Genomic DNA, 16,834 nt, shown 5'->3' with positions numbered 1-16,834 from the left:
CGACCGATTACTTCGGACGCTTGGTACCGTACTTCGAACGACCCTGGTTACGGCCTTTAACGCCCGAAGTATCCAGAGAGCCGCGAACGGTGTGGTAACGAACACCTGGCAAGTCTTTTACACGGCCGCCACGGATCAGGACGACGCTGTGCTCTTGCAGGTTGTGGCCTTCACCACCGATGTACGAGGAAACCTCGAAACCGTTGGTCAGACGCACACGGCATACTTTACGCAGTGCCGAGTTAGGTTTTTTCGGCGTGGTGGTGTACACGCGGGTGCACACGCCACGACGCTGCGGGCAGTTCTGCAGCGCAGGAACGTCGGACTTCTCGACCGAACGCTTACGCGGCTGACGTACCAGCTGGTTGATAGTTGCCATCTACTAGCTCCACTGATTGTCTTGCGACTCTATTGTCTTGCAAGAAAGCCAAAAATTGGCGAGACGGAGCCTCACCAAATTTAAGGGTACAAAAGTCTAAAGAGGATCTTGCACCCAGTCAAGACGAGGCCCCGGCCCTCCCCGCCCGATCATCGGCAACATTTCATGTCGCCGCTGATCGCTCGGGGCTTGCCGGGGCCCTGCCCTGTACTTAATTACCGCTGGAGTTCAGCGCTTCGGTCAGTGCGGCTTCCACCTCACTGGCGCTCACACGCAGCGGCTTGTCGGCATCACGGCGACGCTTACGCTCGCTGTGGTAGGCCAGACCAGTACCGGCCGGGATCAGACGACCCACGACCACGTTCTCTTTCAGGCCGCGCAGGTAGTCGCGCTTGCCGGTTACCGCCGCTTCGGTCAGTACGCGGGTGGTTTCCTGGAAGGAAGCCGCGGAGATGAACGACTCGGTCGACAGCGAGGCCTTGGTGATACCCAGCAGCACGCGGGTGAACTTGGAGATGAACTTGTCCTCGGCGGCGAGACGCTCGTTCTCTACCAGTACCTGGGTCAGTTCCATCTGGTCGCCCTTGATGAAGCTGGAATCGCCCGACTCGGAGATCTCGACCTTGCGCAGCATCTGACGCAGGATGGTCTCGATGTGCTTGTCGTTGATCTTAACGCCTTGCAGACGATAAACGTCCTGGATCTCGTTGACGATGTACTTCGCCAGCGCGCTCACACCCAGCAGACGCAGGATGTCGTGCGGATCGCTCGGGCCGTCGGAGATAACTTCGCCGCGGTTTACCTGTTCGCCTTCGAAGACGTTCAGGTGGCGCCACTTCGGAATCAGCTCTTCGTACGGATCGCTACCGTCGGTCGGGGTGATGACCAGACGACGCTTGCCTTTGGTCTCCTTGCCGAACGCGATGGTGCCGCTGACTTCAGCCAGAATCGAGGCCTCTTTCGGACGGCGCGCTTCGAACAGGTCGGCAACACGCGGCAGACCACCGGTGATGTCACGGGTCTTCGACGTTTCTTGCGGGATACGCGCGATAACGTCACCAACACCGATCTGAGCACCGTCAGCCACGCCGACGAGGGCGTTAGCCGGCAGGAAGTACTGGGCAGGTACGTCGGTACCTGGCAGGTACAGGTCCTTGCCAGCGGCGTCGACCATCTTGATTGCCGGACGGATTTCCTTGCCTGCGGCAGGGCGATCCTTGACGTCCAGTACTTCAATGTTGGTCAAGCCGGTCAGCTCATCGGTCTGACGCTTGATGGTGATGTTTTCTTCCATGCCCACGAAGGTCACGGTACCTTTCAGCTCGGTAACGATCGGGTGGGTGTGCGGGTCCCACTTGGCGACGATGGCGCCAGCTTCGACCTTGTCACCTTCCTTGACCGAAATCACCGCACCGTAAGGCAGCTTGTAACGCTCACGCTCACGGCCAAATTCGTCGGCGATGGCCAACTCACCCGAACGCGATACGGCAACCAGGTTGCCATCGGCACGCTCAACCTGCTTGAGGTTGTGCAGACGCACCATACCGCCGTTCTTCACCTGGACGCTGTCGGCAGCCGAAGTACGGCTTGCAGCACCACCGATGTGGAACGTACGCATGGTCAGCTGGGTACCCGGCTCACCGATCGACTGGGCGGCGATAACGCCGACAGCTTCACCGATGTTCACCTGGTGACCGCGAGCCAGGTCACGGCCGTAGCACTTGGCGCAAATGCCGTAGCGGGTTTCGCAGTTGATCGGCGAACGCACGATCACTTCGTCGATGCTGTTCAGCTCGATGAACTCGACCCACTTCTCGTCGACCAGGGTACCGGCCGGAACGATGACGTCCTCGGTGCCTGGCTTGAACACGTCACGGGCGATAACACGACCCAGTACACGCTCACCCAGCGGCTCTACAACGTCGCCGCCTTCGATGTGCGGAGTCATCAGCAGACCCTGGTCGGTACCGCAGTCGATCTCGGTAACCACCAGATCCTGGGCAACGTCTACCAGACGACGAGTCAGGTAACCGGAGTTCGCAGTCTTCAGTGCGGTATCCGCCAGACCCTTACGAGCACCGTGGGTCGAAATGAAGTACTGCAGAACGCTCAGACCTTCACGGAAGTTCGCAGTGATCGGCGTCTCGATGATGGAGCCGTCCGGCTTGGCCATCAGGCCACGCATACCGGCCAGCTGACGGATCTGGGCTGCGGAACCCCGCGCACCGGAGTCAGCCATCATGTACATCGAGTTGAAGGACTCTTGCTCGACTTCCTTGCCTTCGCGGTCAATGACCTTCTCTTTCGAGAGGTTGGCCATCATCGCCTTGGACACTTCGTCGTTCGCCTTCGACCACAAGTCGATGACCTTGTTGTACTTCTCGCCCTGGGTTACCAGGCCGGAGGCGTACTGGCTCTCGATTTCCTTCACTTCGTCGGTAGCGGTACCGATGATGCGAGCTTTCTCGTCCGGGATAACGAAGTCGTTAACACCGATCGAAACGCCGGAAATGGTCGAGTACGCGAAACCGGTGTACATCAGCTGGTCAGCGAAGATTACGGTCTCTTTCAGACCAACCACGCGGTAGCACTGGTTGATCAGCTTGGAGATCGCCTTCTTCTTCATCGGCTGGTTGACCACGTCGTACGGCAGGCCTGCCGGTACAACCTGGAACAGCAGCGCACGGCCGACGGTGGTGTCGACGATGCGGGTGTTCTTGACCACGGAACCGTCACGCTCTTTCACGGTTTCGTTGATACGAACCTTGATTTTCGCGTGCAGGGCAGCCTCGCCGGCGCGGAATACGCGGTCGACTTCCTGCAGGTCGGCGAACACGCGACCTTCGCCCTTGGCGTTGATGGCCTCACGGGTCATGTAGTACAGACCCAGTACCACGTCCTGCGACGGAACGATGATTGGCTCACCGTTGGCTGGCGACAGGATGTTGTTGGTCGACATCATCAGCGCGCGCGCTTCGAGCTGGGCTTCCAGGGTCAGCGGCACGTGAACGGCCATCTGGTCACCGTCGAAGTCGGCGTTGTACGCGGCACAGACCAGCGGGTGCAGCTGGATAGCCTTACCTTCGATCAGAACCGGTTCAAATGCCTGGATACCCAGACGGTGCAGGGTCGGTGCACGGTTGAGCAGCACGGGGTGTTCGCGGATCACCTCCGCGAGCACGTCCCACACCTCTGGCAGCTCGCGCTCGACCATCTTCTTGGCAGCCTTGATGGTGGTCGCCAGACCACGCATTTCCAGCTTGCCGAAAATGAACGGCTTGAACAGCTCGAGGGCCATCTTCTTCGGCAGACCGCACTGGTGCAGACGCAGGGTCGGGCCTACGGTAATTACCGAACGGCCAGAGTAGTCCACACGCTTACCGAGCAGGTTCTGACGGAAGCGACCTTGCTTACCTTTGATCATGTCGGCCAGGGACTTCAGCGGACGCTTGTTCGAGCCAGTGATGGCGCGACCGCGACGGCCGTTGTCCAGCAGGGCGTCGACCGCTTCCTGCAGCATGCGCTTTTCGTTGCGCACGATGATGTCCGGCGCCGACAGATCCAGCAGGCGCTTCAGACGGTTGTTACGGTTGATCACCCGACGATACAGGTCGTTCAGGTCGGAGGTCGCGAAGCGGCCGCCATCCAGCGGTACCAGCGGACGCAGGTCCGGCGGCAGCACTGGCAGGACGGTCAGGACCATCCACTCAGGCAGGTTGCCCGAACCCTGGAACGCTTCCATCAGCTTCAGGCGCTTGGACAGCTTCTTGATCTTGGTTTCCGAGTTGGTCTGCGGAATCTCTTCGCGCAGGCGACCAATCTCGTGCTCCAGGTCGATAGCGTGCAGCAGCTCGCGGACAGCCTCGGCACCCATGCGGGCGTCGAAGTCATCACCGAACTCTTCCAGCGCTTCGAAGTACTGCTCGTCGTTCAGCAGCTGGCCTTTTTCCAGGGTGGTCATGCCCGGGTCGATAACGACGTAGCTCTCGAAGTAGAGCACGCGCTCGATGTCACGCAGGGTCATGTCCATCAGCAGGCCGATACGGGACGGCAGCGACTTCAGGAACCAGATGTGGGCAACCGGCGAGGCCAGTTCGATGTGCGCCATGCGCTCACGACGAACTTTTGCCAGGGCAACTTCAACGCCACACTTCTCGCAGATCACGCCGCGGTGCTTGAGGCGCTTGTACTTGCCGCACAGGCACTCGTAGTCCTTGACTGGGCCAAAGATCTTGGCGCAGAACAGGCCGTCACGCTCAGGCTTGAACGTACGGTAGTTGATGGTTTCCGGCTTCTTAACTTCACCGAACGACCACGAACGGATCATTTCAGGCGACGCCAGACCGATGCGGATGGCGTCGAACTCTTCGACTTGACCCTGGTTTTTCAGCAAATTCAGTAGGTCTTTCAAGGCCTTTCCTCCTGGCGGAGCAGGGAGCGGGCATTACCTGCCCCACTCCCCTTCGCGTCACGTGTTATTCGGTTTCCAGATCGATATCGATACCGAGCGAACGGATCTCTTTGATCAACACGTTGAAGGACTCGGGCATGCCCGGCTCCATACGGTGATCGCCATCCACGATGTTCTTGTACATCTTGGTACGGCCGTTCACGTCGTCCGACTTCACTGTGAGCATTTCTTGCAGGGTGTATGCCGCGCCGTATGCTTCCAGCGCCCACACTTCCATCTCCCCGAAACGCTGACCACCGAACTGCGCCTTACCACCCAACGGCTGCTGGGTAACCAGGCTGTAGGAACCAGTGGAACGCGCGTGCATCTTGTCGTCCACCAAGTGGTTCAGCTTGAGCATGTACATGTAACCAACGGTCACAGGACGCTCGAACTTGTTGCCGGTACGGCCATCGAACAGCACCATCTGGCCGCTCTCTGGCAGGTCGGCCAGCTTCAGCATGGCCTTGATCTCGCGCTCCTTGGCACCGTCGAAGACCGGGGTAGCCATTGGCACGCCCTTCTTCAGGTTGTGGGCCAGGGCCAGGATCTCTTCGTCGGTGAACTCGTCCAGGTTTTCCTGACGACCGCCGATCTCGTTGTAGACCTCGGTCAGGAACACGCGCAGTTCAGCGGCCTTGCGCTGCTCTTCGATCATGCGGTCGATCTTCTCGCCCAGACCTTTGGCCGCCAGGCCCAGGTGGGTTTCGAGGATCTGACCGACGTTCATACGCGAAGGTACACCCAGCGGGTTCAGTACGACATCGACCGGAGTACCGTTGGCGTCGTGCGGCATGTCTTCGACCGGCATGATTACCGAGACGACACCCTTGTTACCGTGACGACCGGCCATCTTGTCACCCGGCTGGATGCGACGGCGGATTGCCAGGTAAACCTTGACGATCTTTAGTACGCCCGGTGCCAGGTCATCACCCTGCTGCAGCTTGCGCTTCTTGTCTTCGAACTTGTCGTCCAGCAGACGGCGACGATCGACGATGTACTGCTGAGCCTTTTCCAGCTGCTCGTTCAGTGCATCTTCGGCCATGCGCAGTTTGAACCACTGGCCGTGCTCCAGACCGTCCAGTACTTCGTCAGTGATCACGGTGCCTTTCTTCAGGCCCGCGCCACCGTCGACCACCTGGCCGTTCAGGGCAGAACGCAGACGCTCGAAGGTTGCACCTTCGACGATGCGGAACTCTTCGTTGAGGTCCTTGCGGATCTCGTCCAGCTGCATCTTCTCGATGGCCAGGGCGCGGCTGTCGCGCTCGACGCCATCACGGGTGAAGACCTGTACGTCGATGACGGTACCCTTGGTGCCGGTTGGCACGCGCAGGGAGGTGTCCTTAACGTCGCTGGCCTTCTCACCGAAGATTGCGCGCAGCAGTTTTTCTTCCGGAGTCAGCTGGGTTTCGCCTTTTGGCGTTACCTTGCCGACCAGGATGTCGCCAGCGCCGACTTCGGCACCCACGTAGACGATACCGGCTTCGTCCAGCTTGTTCAGTGCAGCTTCACCCACGTTCGGGATGTCCGCAGTGATTTCCTCTGGGCCAAGCTTGGTGTCACGCGCCACACAGGTCAGTTCCTGGATGTGGATGGTGGTGAAGCGGTCTTCCTGAACCACACGCTCGGACAGGCAGATGGAGTCTTCGAAGTTGAAGCCGTTCCACGCCATGAACGCGATGCGCATGTTCTGACCCAGTGCCAGTTCACCCATGTCGGTGGACGGGCCGTCGGCCATGATGTCGCCACGCTGAACCTTGTCACCCTTGCTCACCAGCGGACGCTGGTTGATGCAGGTGTTCTGGTTCGAACGGGTGTACTTGGTCAGGTTGTAGATATCCACACCTGCTTCGCCGGTTTCAACTTCGTCGTCAGCAACGCGAACAACGATACGGCTGGCGTCGACCGAGTCGATCACGCCACCGCGGCGAGCAACCACGCAGACACCGGAGTCACGGGCAACGTTGCGCTCCATGCCGGTACCTACCAGCGGCTTGTCGGCGCGCAGGGTCGGTACAGCCTGACGCTGCATGTTCGAACCCATCAATGCACGGTTGGCGTCGTCGTGCTCGAGGAACGGAATCAGCGACGCAGCGACGGAAACAACCTGCTTCGGTGAAACGTCCATCAGGGTGACGTCTTCCGGCGCCTTGACGGTGAATTCGTTCAGGTGACGAACAGCTACCAGCTCATCGATCAGTTGCTTCTTCTCGTTCATCGCGGCCGAAGCCTGGGCGATGACGTGATCCGCTTCTTCAATGGCCGACAGGAACACGATGTCGTCGCTGACCACACCTTCCTTCACCACACGGTACGGGCTTTCCAGGAAACCGTACTGGTTGGTGCGGGCATAGGCAGCCAGGGAGTTGATCAGACCGATGTTCGGACCTTCAGGGGTCTCGATCGGGCACACACGGCCGTAGTGGGTCGGGTGTACGTCACGGACTTCGAAGCCGGCACGCTCACGGGTCAGACCACCTGGGCCGAGTGCGGAGACGCGGCGCTTGTGGGTAATCTCGGAGAGTGGGTTGTTCTGGTCCATGAACTGGGACAGCTGGCTGGAACCGAAGAACTCTTTCACCGCCGCCGCAACCGGCTTGGCGTTGATCAGGTCTTGCGGCATCAGGCCTTCGCTTTCCGCCATCGACAGGCGTTCCTTGACCGCGCGCTCGACACGCACCAGGCCAACGCGGAACTGGTTCTCGGCCATCTCGCCGACGCAACGTACGCGACGGTTACCCAGGTGGTCGATGTCGTCGACGATGCCTTTGCCGTTACGGATGTCGACCAGGGTCTTCAGAACCTCGACGATATCTTCCTTGCTCAGCACGCCCGAACCTTCGATCTCGGTACGACCGATACGACGGTTGAACTTCATGCGGCCAACGGCGGACAGGTCGTAACGCTCGGCGCTGAAGAACAGGTTGTTGAACAGGGTCTCGGCAGCATCCTTGGTTGGCGGCTCGCCAGGACGCATCATGCGGTAGATCTCGACCAGGGCTTCCAGCTGGTTGCTGGTGGTGTCGATCTTCAGGGTATCGGAGATGAACGGACCGCAATCGATGTCGTTGGTGTACAGGGTCTCGATACGGACAACCTGTGCCTTGGCGACCTTGATCAGCAGTTCGGTGGTCATCTCGGTGTTGCATTCGGCCAGGATCTCGCCGGTAGCCGGATGCACGATGGCCTTGGCGGTAGTGCGGCCCAGGACGTATTCCATAGGAACGTCCAGCTGCTTGACGCCGGCCTTCTCGAGCTGGTTGATGTGGCGCGCGGTAATACGGCGGCCCTGCTCGACGATGACTTTGCCGGTTTCGTCATGGATATCCATGACTGCAACCTCACCACGCAGACGCTGCGGTACCAGTTCCAGGCTGAGTTTCTCGCCGGAAATGTGGAACACGTTGGTGGTGTAGAAGGTGTTCAGCACTTCTTCAGTGCTGTAACCCAGGGCACGCAGCAGCACCGAGGCCGGCAGTTTGCGGCGACGGTCGATACGTACGAACACGCAGTCCTTCGGGTCGAACTCGAAGTCCAGCCAGGAGCCGCGGTAAGGGATGATGCGAGCGGAGTACAGCAGCTTGCCGGAGCTGTGAGTCTTGCCACGGTCGTGGTCGAAGAACACACCAGGCGAACGGTGCAGCTGGGAAACGATCACACGCTCGGTACCGTTGATAACGAAGGTACCGTTCTCAGTCATCAGGGGGATTTCACCCATGTAGACTTCTTGCTCTTTGATGTCCTTGATCGCTTTGTTCGACGATTCCTTGTCGAAGATGATCAGGCGCACCTTGACCCGCAGTGGGACCGCGAAGGTCACGCCACGCAGGACACATTCCTTCACATCGAAGGCGGGTTCGCCCAGGCGATAGCCTACGTACTCCAGGGCAGCATTGCCGGAGTAGCTGATGATCGGGAATACCGATTTGAAGGCCGCGTGCAGGCCGACGTCGCGGAACTGATCCTTGGATGCTCCCGCTTGCAGGAATTCGCGATACGAATCCAGCTGGATGGCCAGGAGGTAAGGCACATCCATGACGTCCGGCAACTTGCTAAAGTCCTTGCGGATACGTTTTTTCTCAGTGTATGAGTAAGCCATCAGCGTTCCCCAGCTTGGTCACCTGCTTGTTTGGCTTCTCCCGGCGGGAGCAGCCAGAAAATCGTGCAAACCCCTTGGTTTGCGCCACCCACATGGGTGTCTTGCAGCTTGTTATCGGGGCCGGCCTGACCGGCCACCAATAACGGAAAAAGGCCGGTGGCATAAGCCACCAGCCATCAGCCCTTCGCTCAACGCTCGGACTGGAGTCGCAAGGTCGAGATTACTTCAGCTCGACTTTAGCGCCAGCTTCTTCCAGCTTCTTCTTCGCGTCTTCAGCGGCTTCTTTCGAAACGCCTTCAGCGATAACCTGAGGAGCGCCGTCGACTTTCTCTTTGGCTTCTTTCAGGCCCAGACCGGTCAGTTCACGAACGGCCTTGATCACGTTTACTTTCTTGTCGCCAGCTTCGGTCAGAACGACGTTGAACTCGGTCTGTTCTTCAACAGCGGCAGCAGCGCCAGCGGCTGGGCCAGCGGCAACAGCGGCAGCAGCGGTAACGCCGAAGGTTTCTTCCATCGCTTTGATCAGTTCAACAATTTCCAGAACAGTTTTCTGGCCGATTGCTTCGATGATTTGCTCGTTAGTCAGAGACATGACTTCAATCCTGTATTGGGGTGACAGCCTACGCAGCCATCAAATTAAACGTATGATTTTGAAAGAGTTGCGCGTGCCTTAGGCAGCAGCAGCTTCTTTCTGGTCGCGCAGAGCTGCCAGGGTACGAGCCAGCTTGCTGGTTGCACCTTGGATTACGCTCATCAGCTGTGCGATAGCCTCGTCGCGAGTTGGCAGGGTTGCCAGCACGTCGATCTGGTTAGCGGCAAGGAACTTGCCGTCAAACGCAGCTGCCTTGATCTCGAACTTGTCCTGACCCTTGGCGAACTCTTTGAACAGACGAGCAGCAGCGCCCGGGTGTTCGTTGGAGAAAGCAATCAGGGTCGGGCCTTTGAACGCGTCGTTGAGGATCGAGAATTCGGTGCCTTCAACAGCGCGCTTCAGCAGGGTGTTACGTACGACACGTACGTAAACGCCAGCTTCGCGGGCCTCTTTACGGAGTCCGGTCATTGCGCCTACAGTCACACCACGGGCATCAGCCACGACAGCGGACAGAGCGACTTTGGCAGCCTCGTTGACTTCAGCGACGATGGCCTTCTTGTCTTCGAGTTTAATTGCCACGGGTTTACTCCTGGTTTTTACCGTTTCATCTGGCCGGAGCCGGATGTCGTTTTGGTGTCTGATTCGGTAACGAATCGGGAGCACCATCTGCGTGGGCTGGTGTTTTAAGGCTTGCGCCGCCTACGGTCTTGGATAGCCCCCGCCAGGCAGGGACCCCAATTTTTGCTGGTGGCGCGACAGGTCGCGCCACCATGTTCTTACACGTTCAGCGAGCTCTGATCGATGACCAGACCTGGGCCCATGGTGGTGCTCAGGGTAACGCGCTTGACGTAGATACCTTTCGAGGAAGCTGGCTTGATACGCTTCAGATCAGCGATCAGGGCTTCAACGTTTTCCTTCAGCTTGCCGGCTTCGAAGCCGACCTTGCCAACGGAGGTGTGGATGATACCGTTCTTGTCGGTACGGTAGCGAACCTGACCAGCCTTGGCGTTCTTGACGGCGCCGGCTACGTCTGGGGTCACGGTACCAACTTTCGGGTTAGGCATCAGGCCGCGAGGACCCAGAACCTGACCCAGCTGACCTACAACGCGCATGGCATCAGGCGATGCGATAACGACGTCATAGTTCAGGTCGCCGCCTTTCATTTCGGCAGCCAGATCGTCCATGCCTACGCGGTCAGCGCCGGCAGCCAGAGCGGCTTCAGCAGCTGGACCCTGGGTGAAGACAGCAACGCGAACGGTCTTGCCAGTGCCGTGCGGCAGCACGGTAGCGCTGCGTACGACCTGGTCGGATTTACGCGGGTCAACACCGAGGTTAACGGCGATGTCGTAGGATTCTACGAACTTGGCAGCCGGCAGCGAAGCCAGCAGAGTGGCCGCTTCTTCGAAGTTGTAGGCCTTGCCTGCTTCGATTTTCTCGGCGATTGCCTTTTGGCGTTTGGTCAGCTTAGCCATTACACACCCTCCACGTTCAGGCCCATGCTGCGGGCAGAGCCAGCGATGGTGCGTACAGCAGCGTCCAGGTCAGCGGCAGTCAGATCAGCCTGTTTAGCTTTGGCGATGTCTTCCAGCTGAGCACGGGTAACGGTACCGACTTTAACGGTGTTCGGGCGAGCCGAACCACTGGTCAGGCCAGCAGCTTTCTTCAGCAGAACCGAGGCAGGGGTGCTCTTGGTCTCGAAGGTGAAGCTACGGTCGCTGTAGACAGTGATGATCACAGGAGTCGGCAGGCCGGCTTCTTGACCCTGGGTACGGGCGTTGAAGGCCTTGCAGAATTCCATGATGTTCACACCGTGTTGACCCAGTGCTGGACCAACGGGTGGGCTTGGGTTGGCCTGGCCGGCCTTAACTTGCAGCTTGATGTAAGCCTGAATCTTCTTAGCCATGAGCTACTCCAAAATCGGGTACGAACGCCTGTTGGCTCCCCGGATGACTTGCGTTTTATCCCAGTGACGACAAAACCCCGCAGCACACAGGGCTGCGGGGTATGGGATGCTTCGTCCGCCTAGACCTTTTCGACCTGGCTGAACTCGAGCTCCACCGGAGTAGAGCGACCGAAAATGAGCACCGCTACCTGCAGGCGACTCTTTTCGTAGTTAACCTCTTCGACACTACCATTGAAGTCAGCGAACGGACCGTCAATGACTCGAACCACTTCACCCGGCTCGAACAGCGTCTTCGGCTTCGGCTTGTCGCTACCGTCGGCAACGCGACGCAGGATAGCCTCTGCTTCTTTATCGGTGATCGGCGCAGGCTTGTCTGCGGTGCCACCAATAAAGCCCATCACACGAGGGGTGTCCTTGACCAAGTGCCAAGTCCCTTCGTTCATCTCCATCTGGACCAGTACATAGCCAGGGAAGAATTTACGCTCACTCTTGCGCTTCTGGCCGTTGCGCATTTCGACGACTTCTTCGGTCGGGACCAGGATCTCGCCGAAACCGTCTTCCATGCCAGCCAGCTTGACGCGCTCGATCAGGGAGCGCATTACATGCTTCTCGTAACCCGAGTAAGCATGCACAACATACCAACGCTTAGCCACGGGACACCTTTAGCCAACGATCAAGGAGACCGCCCAGCCGAGCAGGGAATCAAGACCCCACAGCAGCAGTGCCATAACCAGCACGACAGCCACGACAATCAGCGTGGTCTGGGTGGTTTCCTGGCGGGTCGGCCACACGACTTTACGAATCTCGGTACGAGCTTCCTTCGCCAGCGCAAAGAACGACTTGCCCTTCGCAGTCTGCAGAGCTACAAAGCCCGCGACAGCAGCCAGGACGAGAAGTGCAAGGACGCGATACAGGATCGGGGAGGCGGAGTAATACTGGTTACCCACTACGCCGACAACCACCAAAGCCACTACAGCCAGCCACTTGAACAGATCAAAACGCGATTCTTGGGCTTCAGTTTTGGGAGTCATCGAGGAGGATCCTGTGAGAAGAAAGCCATCACACCGAGGTGAAATGGCAGGTCAGGAGGGAATCGAACCCCCAACCTACGGTTTTGGAGACCGTCGCTCTGCCAATTGAGCTACTGACCTGTAACGCTGTATCAGGCCGGCCATTATACCGGCCTGATCAAGTAAATCAACTACTTATTCAATAATTTTTGCTACGACGCCGGCGCCGACGGTACGACCGCCTTCACGGATAGCGAAGCGCAGACCGTCTTCCATTGCGATGGTCTTGATCAGGGTGACAGTCATCTGAATGTTGTCACCTGGCATTACCATTTCAACGCCTTCCGGCAGTTCGCAGTTACCGGTCACGTCAGTGGTACGGAAGTAGAACTGAGGACGGTAGCCTTTGAAGAACGGAGTGTGACGACCGCCTTCTTCCTTCGACAGAACATAGACTTCTGCGGTGAACTTGGTGTGCGGCTTGACCGAACCTGGCTTGACCAGAACCTGGCCACGCTCAACGTCGTCACGCTTGGTACCACGCAGCAGAACGCCGCAGTTCTCGCCAGCACGACCTTCGTCCAGCAGCTTGCGGAACATCTCAACACCGGTGCAGGTGGTGGTGGTGGTATCACGCAGACCAACGATTTCCAGCGGATCCTGAACGCGGACGATACCACGCTCGATACGACCGGTAACAACGGTACCACGACCCGAGATCGAGAATACGTCTTCGATCGGCATCAGGAACGGCTGATCAACGGCACGAACTGGCTCAGGGATGTAGGCATCCAGAGTTTCTACCAGCTTCTTGACAGCGGTAGTACCCATTTCGTTGTCGTCTTTGCCTTCCAGGGCCATACGAGCCGAACCGATGATGATCGGGGTGTCGTCGCCTGGGAAGTCGTAGGTGGACAGCAGGTCGCGAACTTCCATCTCGACCAGTTCCAGCAGCTCAGCGTCGTCTACCAGGTCAGCCTTGTTCAGGAAGACCACGATGTAAGGAACGCCTACCTGACGGGACAGCAGGATGTGCTCACGGGTTTGTGGCATCGGACCATCGGCGGCCGAGCAAACCAGGATCGCGCCGTCCATCTGGGCAGCACCGGTGATCATGTTCTTCACGTAGTCAGCGTGACCTGGGCAGTCAACGTGAGCGTAGTGACGAATGTTCGAGTTGTACTCGACGTGAGCGGTGTTGATGGTGATACCGCGCGCTTTTTCTTCCGGAGCCGAGTCGATCTTGTCGAACTCAACGACTGCCGAACCGAAAACTTCGGAGCAGACGCGAGTCAGAGCTGCGGTCAGAGTGGTCTTACCGTGGTCAACGTGGCCGATAGTGCCGACGTTAACGTGGGGAAGGGAACGATCAAACTTTTCCTTAGCCATCGATACAATCCTCCGCAGAAGAAATAGTCTTGCGCTGATAAAACAAAGGCAGATATTTTCATATCTGCCTTGTTTATATGGAGCTCTTGAGCGGACTTGAACCGCTGACCTCACCCTTACCAAGGGTGTGCTCTACCAACTGAGCTACAAGAGCGAAACACTTTGTGCAAAATCCAGCAAACTTGGAGCGGGTAGCGGGAATCGAACCCGCATCATCAGCTTGGAAGGCTGAGGTTCTACCACTAAACTATACCCGCGGAGCTTGCGGCTCTCGCTAAAACTGGTGGAGGGAGAAGGATTCGAACCTTCGAAGCTCTCGCAACGGATTTACAGTCCGTCCCCTTTGACCGCTCGGGAATCCCTCCAGATGTGGCCGGCATTCTATTTGTCTGCCGTCCTAGTGTCAAGCGTTTTTTCAAATTTTTTCAATCAAATCTGAAACTTAGCTGCTTTGACACCGCTTCCAGTTCTGCCACCTGAGTGGTGTTCCCTGTGAAGCGGGCGCCATTCTATCAAGCTATTCGCCAGTTGCAATACCCTGGCAGAAAATAATTTTGTGTTTTAAGTCTTTGAAATCGTTGGAAAGAGTCGCGAGCACGGTTTGGTCCAGCAAACGCTCGCTTTCCGGGGCAACCTTGAGCCAACGACCATCCGCCCCTGGCAGCTGCCCCACCACCGGCAGCGTGGCAATATCCAGGCTCAACAGGCGCTGACGCAGTGCATCGAGCTGGCCCTGCCCCATCACGCCACCGACCACCAGGCACTCATCCCGGCGCTTGGGTGGCGCCGACACCCCCGTTTCGCGCAACAGGCGGATTTCTTGCTGATTCCCCTTGTACAGCGACAGGGGCGCGACTTCCTTGACCTTCAGCGGGGCTTCCTGCTGGTGCCACACGTAATAGAAGACGTTGAGCACCAGTAACAGCAGAAACAACCAACGCATAGGCACCTCAATCCAATGGGCAGGCCATAGCCAGGCCTACGAAAACCAGGTCAGGCACGACACGCGCCTGGGGCACGGCCTCCCTAACCAGCGGCGCATCGCCACCTGTGAGGAACACCGTGAAATCGTCCCCCCACAACACACGCGCCTGCTCGAGCTGGGTACGCGCAAAACCCTGGAGCATCAACACGCAACCGCGCTCGACCGCCTCGACCGTCGAGCGACCTGGCGCCAGGCTGGCCAATGCACGCTCGGCCGAGGCATCGTCATAACGGATACGCCGGGTGTGAGTACGCAACTGGCTACGCATCAATGGCATACCCGGGCAGATGTAGCCACCCAGGTGCTCACCGTCCGCCGCAACGAAATCCGCTTTGGCAGCGGTGCCCAGGTCAATGACCAGGCAAGCGCCCTTGGCCAGGTGAAATGCTCCCAGCGCCGCCAACCAACGGTCCATGCCCAGGCGCTGGTAGTCGTCATAGCCATTGCGCACACCCGCCATTTCCTGGGCGGGGTGCGCCACGCGCGCTTGCACGGCAAATGCCTGGGCAATCAGCGCGCAAAGCGCATCGGTTTCTTCCTCACTGCGCACACTTACAATGCGGCAGCCGGTCAGACGTACCGAAGCCAGCGCAGCCACTTCGGCCACCAGCGCCTGATCGGAGTCGACGATACCGCCGCTTTCAATCGCTGCATCAGCGACGTGGATTACCCGCCACTTGATGAAGCTGTTACCGCAATCGAGCTCAAGAATCATCACGCAACCTCAAACTGAGCTCACCACCACTGAAGCTCTTTTCCACCCCGCCCACCTCAAGGCGCAAGCCGCCCTGCCCGTCGACGCCAAGAACCACGCCATCAATACGCGTGCTACCGGCAACCAGAGAAACATTGCGCCCCTGCCAGAGGTGCGCCTGCTCCCATTCTTCCTGGAATGCGGCAAACCCGTAGCGACGATGCCGTGCCAATTCGTGCTGCAATTGCTGACTGAGCAACGCTACCAGCCGGTTACGGTCGACTGCCGCCCCTACTTCGCGGCGCATCGAGGTCCACACCTGGTCGACCTGATCGTTGACCTGCATGTTCACATTGATGCCGATACCCAGCACCACATGACAGACATCTGCCGGGTCACCCACCAACTCCAGGAGGATACCGGTGATCTTCTGCCCGCGAACGAGGACATCGTTGGGCCATTTGAGCCCCACATCCTTAACCCCAAACGCCTGCAGGGTACGCATTACCGCCAACCCCACCACCAGGCTCAAGCCCTCGAGCTGGCGCATGCCGCCATCCACACGGAGTACCAGGCTGTAATAGAGGTTTTCGGCAAACGGGCTGACCCACTGCCGACCGCGACGACCACGGCCGGCGCTCTGGCGCTCGGCCAGGACCAGAAATGGAGCGGTCTGCCCTTCCCCGGCGAGCCGCAGGCCTTCGGCATTTGTCGAGTCGATGGTTTCGTGGATGAAAACGGGCCACTGCTCGCCTTCAGCAAACCCGGCAATCGCTTGCGCATCGAGCAAAGCCAGTGGCGCCGCCAACTGATAGCCGCGCCCACGAACCTTGTGAATGGTGAGGTTCAGTTCGCTCTCCAGGTGCTGCAGCTGCTTCCAAACGGCGCTGCGACTTACCCCGAGGGCCGACCCCAGAGCTTCTCCGGAATGGAACCGACCATCCTTGAGGAGATTCAACAACTTCAGCATGCCAGTCTCGACTTGGAATAAGGCAGGCATGATAGCTATGGGCTGTTGGCTTGCATAGGAAAAGGGCTGCCGGCGGGGTGAAGGCCACTTCCACAGCATACCCTGGACCCGCGCCATACCTGCGGGAGCGGCTTTAGCCGCGAAGCGGGCGACGCGGTGGATGGCACCGGCTATGCCGGTGTTCGCGGGTGAACCCGCTCCCACAGAGGAGGGTTGTGCAGGTCTGGGGTTTAGGCCAGAAAGACAAAACCCCTACCTGCATGCGCAGATAGGGGTTTTGCGAAATGAATCTTGACGATGACCTACTCTCACATGGGGAAACCCCACACTACCATCGGCGATGCATCGTTTCACTGCTGAGTT

13 protein-coding genes and 4 tRNA genes are annotated in these 16,834 nt (G+C 58.6%); all 17 read right to left on the bottom strand.

All coding sequences use genetic code 11. From position 1 onward, the window contains the following. Positions 1–7: 7 nt before the first annotated feature. The 17 genes from rpsL to birA all read right to left on the bottom strand — a co-directional run bounded on the left by rpsL (position 8) and on the right by birA (position 16,471). Positions 8–379 (bottom strand): 30S ribosomal protein S12, encoded by a 372-nt coding sequence (gene rpsL / locus CAG22_RS18120; protein ID WP_003255492.1) that lies wholly within the window; start codon positions 377–379, stop codon positions 8–10. Positions 380–590: 211 nt separating this feature from the next. Next, entirely contained in the window at positions 591–4,790 is a 4,200-nt protein-coding gene (gene rpoC / locus CAG22_RS18115; protein ID WP_075044428.1) for a DNA-directed RNA polymerase subunit beta', read from the bottom strand. Between the two features lie 64 nt (positions 4,791–4,854). Next, positions 4,855–8,928 carry a DNA-directed RNA polymerase subunit beta gene (gene rpoB / locus CAG22_RS18110; protein WP_013970631.1) on the bottom strand — a complete coding sequence of 1,358 codons (4,074 nt, stop codon included), beginning with the start codon at positions 8,926–8,928 and terminating at the stop codon, positions 4,855–4,857. 220 nt (positions 8,929–9,148) lie between these two features. Continuing rightward, positions 9,149–9,520: a 50S ribosomal protein L7/L12 gene (gene rplL, locus CAG22_RS18105; protein ID WP_013970630.1), complete on the bottom strand. Its 372-nt coding sequence runs from the start codon at positions 9,518–9,520 to the stop codon at positions 9,149–9,151. A gap of 78 nt (positions 9,521–9,598) precedes the next feature. Then, positions 9,599–10,099, bottom strand: a complete 501-nt coding sequence (gene rplJ, locus CAG22_RS18100) for a 50S ribosomal protein L10 (protein ID WP_003257082.1) — start codon at positions 10,097–10,099, stop codon at positions 9,599–9,601. A gap of 197 nt (positions 10,100–10,296) precedes the next feature. Further along, positions 10,297–10,992 (bottom strand): 50S ribosomal protein L1, encoded by a 696-nt coding sequence (rplA, locus tag CAG22_RS18095; protein ID WP_013970629.1) that lies wholly within the window; start codon positions 10,990–10,992, stop codon positions 10,297–10,299. Further along, entirely contained in the window at positions 10,992–11,423 is a 432-nt protein-coding gene (gene rplK, locus CAG22_RS18090; protein WP_003255500.1) for a 50S ribosomal protein L11, read from the bottom strand. The genes rplA and rplK overlap by 1 nt, the downstream gene beginning before the upstream one ends. A 119-nt stretch (positions 11,424–11,542) precedes the next feature. Continuing rightward, a complete protein-coding gene (gene nusG, locus CAG22_RS18085) occupies positions 11,543–12,076 on the bottom strand; it encodes a transcription termination/antitermination protein NusG (protein ID WP_003255501.1) in 534 nt (177 codons plus the stop codon). Between the two features lie 9 nt (positions 12,077–12,085). Next, positions 12,086–12,454: a preprotein translocase subunit SecE gene (gene secE, locus CAG22_RS18080; protein WP_003257081.1), complete on the bottom strand. Its 369-nt coding sequence runs from the start codon at positions 12,452–12,454 to the stop codon at positions 12,086–12,088. 44 nt (positions 12,455–12,498) lie between these two features. Further along, positions 12,499–12,574, bottom strand: a tRNA-Trp gene (locus tag CAG22_RS18075). A 54-nt stretch (positions 12,575–12,628) separates the two neighbouring features. Then, positions 12,629–13,822, bottom strand: a complete 1,194-nt coding sequence (gene tuf / locus CAG22_RS18070) for an elongation factor Tu (protein ID WP_013970626.1) — start codon at positions 13,820–13,822, stop codon at positions 12,629–12,631. 78 nt (positions 13,823–13,900) lie between these two features. After that, a tRNA-Thr gene (locus tag CAG22_RS18065) sits at positions 13,901–13,976 on the bottom strand. 29 nt (positions 13,977–14,005) lie between these two features. Beyond that, positions 14,006–14,079: transfer RNA gene (locus CAG22_RS18060), tRNA-Gly, on the bottom strand. A 24-nt stretch (positions 14,080–14,103) separates the two neighbouring features. Beyond that, positions 14,104–14,187 (bottom strand) — tRNA-Tyr (locus tag CAG22_RS18055). A 152-nt stretch (positions 14,188–14,339) separates the two neighbouring features. Beyond that, positions 14,340–14,765: a hypothetical protein gene (locus CAG22_RS18050; RefSeq protein ID WP_025337487.1), complete on the bottom strand. Its 426-nt coding sequence runs from the start codon at positions 14,763–14,765 to the stop codon at positions 14,340–14,342. Positions 14,766–14,772: 7 nt separating this feature from the next. Beyond that, positions 14,773–15,522 carry a pantothenate kinase gene (locus tag CAG22_RS18045; protein ID WP_085705888.1) on the bottom strand — a complete coding sequence of 250 codons (750 nt, stop codon included), beginning with the start codon at positions 15,520–15,522 and terminating at the stop codon, positions 14,773–14,775. Continuing rightward, positions 15,512–16,471, bottom strand: a complete 960-nt coding sequence (birA, locus tag CAG22_RS18040; protein WP_085592057.1) for a bifunctional biotin--[acetyl-CoA-carboxylase] ligase/biotin operon repressor BirA — start codon at positions 16,469–16,471, stop codon at positions 15,512–15,514. The genes CAG22_RS18045 and birA overlap by 11 nt, the downstream gene beginning before the upstream one ends. Between the last annotated feature and the right edge of the window lie 363 nt (positions 16,472–16,834).

The sequence above is a fragment of the Pseudomonas sp. B8(2017) genome, from assembly GCF_002113575.1.
GTDB classification, from domain to species: domain Bacteria; phylum Pseudomonadota; class Gammaproteobacteria; order Pseudomonadales; family Pseudomonadaceae; genus Aquipseudomonas; species Aquipseudomonas putida_Z.
This window is presented reverse-complemented; position numbering and strand designations above follow the sequence as displayed.

Bases quoted from the DNA above. Each gene is read 5' to 3' on its own strand.
- rpsL (WP_003255492.1), bottom strand. From the start codon at position 379: ATGGCAACTATCAACCAGCTGGTACGTCAGCCGCGTAAGCGTTCGGTC.
- rpoB (WP_013970631.1), bottom strand. From the start codon at position 8,928: ATGGCTTACTCATACACTGAGAAAAAACGTATCCGCAAGGACTTTAGC.
- rplL (WP_013970630.1), bottom strand. From the start codon at position 9,520: ATGTCTCTGACTAACGAGCAAATCATCGAAGCAATCGGCCAGAAAACT.
- rplA (WP_013970629.1), bottom strand. From the start codon at position 10,992: ATGGCTAAGCTGACCAAACGCCAAAAGGCAATCGCCGAGAAAATCGAA.
- rplK (WP_003255500.1), bottom strand. From the start codon at position 11,423: ATGGCTAAGAAGATTCAGGCTTACATCAAGCTGCAAGTTAAGGCCGGC.
- secE (WP_003257081.1), bottom strand. From the start codon at position 12,454: ATGACTCCCAAAACTGAAGCCCAAGAATCGCGTTTTGATCTGTTCAAG.
- tuf (WP_013970626.1), bottom strand. From the start codon at position 13,822: ATGGCTAAGGAAAAGTTTGATCGTTCCCTTCCCCACGTTAACGTCGGC.
- CAG22_RS18050 (WP_025337487.1), bottom strand. From the start codon at position 14,765: ATGCGTTGGTTGTTTCTGCTGTTACTGGTGCTCAACGTCTTCTATTAC.
- CAG22_RS18045 (WP_085705888.1), bottom strand. From the start codon at position 15,522: ATGATTCTTGAGCTCGATTGCGGTAACAGCTTCATCAAGTGGCGGGTA.
- birA (WP_085592057.1), bottom strand. From the start codon at position 16,471: ATGCTGAAGTTGTTGAATCTCCTCAAGGATGGTCGGTTCCATTCCGGA.